Annotated in this window: 3 protein-coding genes and 1 pseudogene; all 4 read left to right on the forward strand. The window is 70.4% G+C overall.

Going from position 1 to position 1953, the window contains the following annotated elements; all coding sequences use genetic code 11:
• The first annotated feature begins 12 nt into the window (after positions 1-12).
• The gene (locus tag ACQKDV_RS19245) at positions 13-600 is read left to right on the forward strand and encodes an HD domain-containing protein (RefSeq protein ID WP_427785832.1); all 588 of its coding nucleotides are present in this window, start codon (positions 13-15) and stop codon (positions 598-600) included.
• Positions 601-663: 63 nt separating this feature from the next.
• Positions 664-843, forward strand: a complete 180-nt coding sequence (locus tag ACQKDV_RS19250; protein WP_427785833.1) for an oxidoreductase-like domain-containing protein — start codon at positions 664-666, stop codon at positions 841-843.
• Complete coding sequence (locus tag ACQKDV_RS19255; RefSeq protein ID WP_427785831.1) at positions 840-1457, forward strand: DUF998 domain-containing protein; 618 nt, start codon at positions 840-842, stop codon at positions 1455-1457. The genes ACQKDV_RS19250 and ACQKDV_RS19255 overlap by 4 nt, the downstream gene beginning before the upstream one ends.
• A 78-nt stretch (positions 1458-1535) precedes the next feature.
• A pseudogene (locus tag ACQKDV_RS19260) lies at positions 1536-1953 on the forward strand (virulence factor family protein); the annotation flags it as partial.

Consider the following 1953-nt stretch of genomic DNA (forward strand, 5'->3'; position numbering starts at 1 on the left):
GATTTCGCCCCGATCCCGCTTGCACCGGCGCAGTGGCAGACGCTGCAGGATGCCTATGCGACGCCGCCGCGCGCCTACCATCACTTCGGCCATGTACGCGCGGTGCTGCAGCACTGCCAGGAGGTCGCCGACGGCCCGGGCTGGCAGCAGCCGGCCGAGGTGTATCTGGCCGTGCTGTACCACGATGCGATCTACCAGGCCGGGCGCAAGGACAACGAAGCGCGTTCGGCTGCACTGGCCGTGCAGGCCATCGCGCACGCGCCGGAGCTGGCCGCGGTGGATGCAGCGCGGGTGCAGCAGCTGATCCTGCTGACTGCGCGCCACGGTGAACTGGGCCCGGAGGATGTGGATGCCGAGGCCGCCCTGTTCCTGGACTGCGACATGGCCATCCTCGCCGCGCCCGAAGCGGTATTCGCCGCCTACGATCGCGGCGTGGCCGAGGAGTACAGCGGCGTGGTGCCCGGCTTCCTGTTCCGCGCCGGCCGCCGCCGTTTCCTGCAGGGCCTGCTGCGCGCACCGCGCATCTTCCTCAGCGATTTCTTCCACCAGCGGCTGGATGCGGCGGCGCGGGCGAACCTGCAGCGGCAGCTGGACGCCTGAGCGGGACCGGTACACTGCGCATCTGACCTTCCTGCAACGCCGTGCCTGCCCGTGACCGACCCTGTGTCCGCCTCTGCGCCTGATCCCGATCCGCGTCCGCTGCCGCCGGAAGAACCCGGCCCCAACGAATGCTGCGGCAGCGGCTGCCCGCTGTGCGTGCTCGACCTGTATTCGGAAGAGCTGCAGCGCTACCGCCAGGCGCTGGCCGAATGGAAGGCACGCCACCCGGAGCCGTCGCCATGACCCGTGCGCGGCCGGCGGCTGTGCTCGCCGTCGTTGCACTGTTGCTGTTCATTGCCACTGCGGTGTGGACCCAGTTCGTCCGTACCGATCTGGACTGGGTGCAGGCGACGTTGAGCCTCTATCTGCATGGTCCGTGGGGGCTGGCGCTGCGCAGCGCCTATTGCCTGCTCGCGCTGGCCATCGCCGTGCTCGGCATCGCGCTCTACCGGCACAGCGTCGGCCCGCGCCGCAGTGCGGCCGCACCGCTGTTGTTCATGGTGGCCGCGCTCGGTCTGGCCACCGTGTCCATCGGCGACAGCTGGTTGCCCGAGGCCACGCCGTTGCTGGCACCGCTGGTGCATGGCCTGGCCGCCAACACCGCCTTCCTCTGTGCCAGCGTGGGCATGCTGCTGCAGGCGTGGTACCTGCGCCGCGAGCCGGGCTGGCAGCGCAGTGCTGCCCTGCTGTGGGCCTGGGCATGGCTGGCGTTCGCCCTGCTGTGGCTGCACGTGCTGTGGCGGGCGGGGCCGCCGCGTGGCCTGGGCCAGAAGACCGTCATCGTGATCATCGTCGGCTGGCTGCTGTCGCTGGCGGTGGCGATGTACCGCCGCGGCCGTGGCACCACCGTTGGCTGAAACGCCAACGGCCTGCACGGGTACGTGCCGTGCACGTGGAGGCGGCGTATCGTGTGCGCATTCCACCGGGGATGCGACATGAAGCGAGCAGGGCTGGGCGGGGCAATGGGTGTGGTGCTGGCGCTGGCGGCGCTGCCGGCCATGGCGGCGGCGAATGTGCAGCAGTTCAGCCACGGGCGTTTCGACCAGATACCGGTGCACATGCCGGCGGGGACGCCGCAGCGCGTGGTCATCTGGTTCCATGAGCCCACTGCCGGCGGCGACACCAGCCGCCTGCCGATCGAGGCGCTGCGCGGCGATGGTGCGCTGGTGGCTGCCGTGGACATCAGCCACCTGCGCGGGGTGCTCAAGCGCGAGCGCAACCCGACCTGTTCGTTCGGTGCCGGCGATGTCGAGAATTTCTCGCGCTGGCTGCAGGCCTCGCTGCACCTGCCCGGTTACCACCTGCCGCTGGTGGGCGGTGATGGCGAGGGCGCCGAAATGGCCTACACGCTGG

Origin of the sequence: Stenotrophomonas sp. NPDC077659, assembly GCF_050268705.1 — a bacterium.
Lineage (GTDB): Bacteria > Pseudomonadota > Gammaproteobacteria > Xanthomonadales > Xanthomonadaceae > Stenotrophomonas.

Coding starts and splice junctions, on each gene's coding strand:
- ACQKDV_RS19255 (WP_427785831.1), top strand. CDS start 840: ATGACCCGTGCGCGGCCGGCGGCTGTGCTCGCCGTCGTTGCACTGTTG.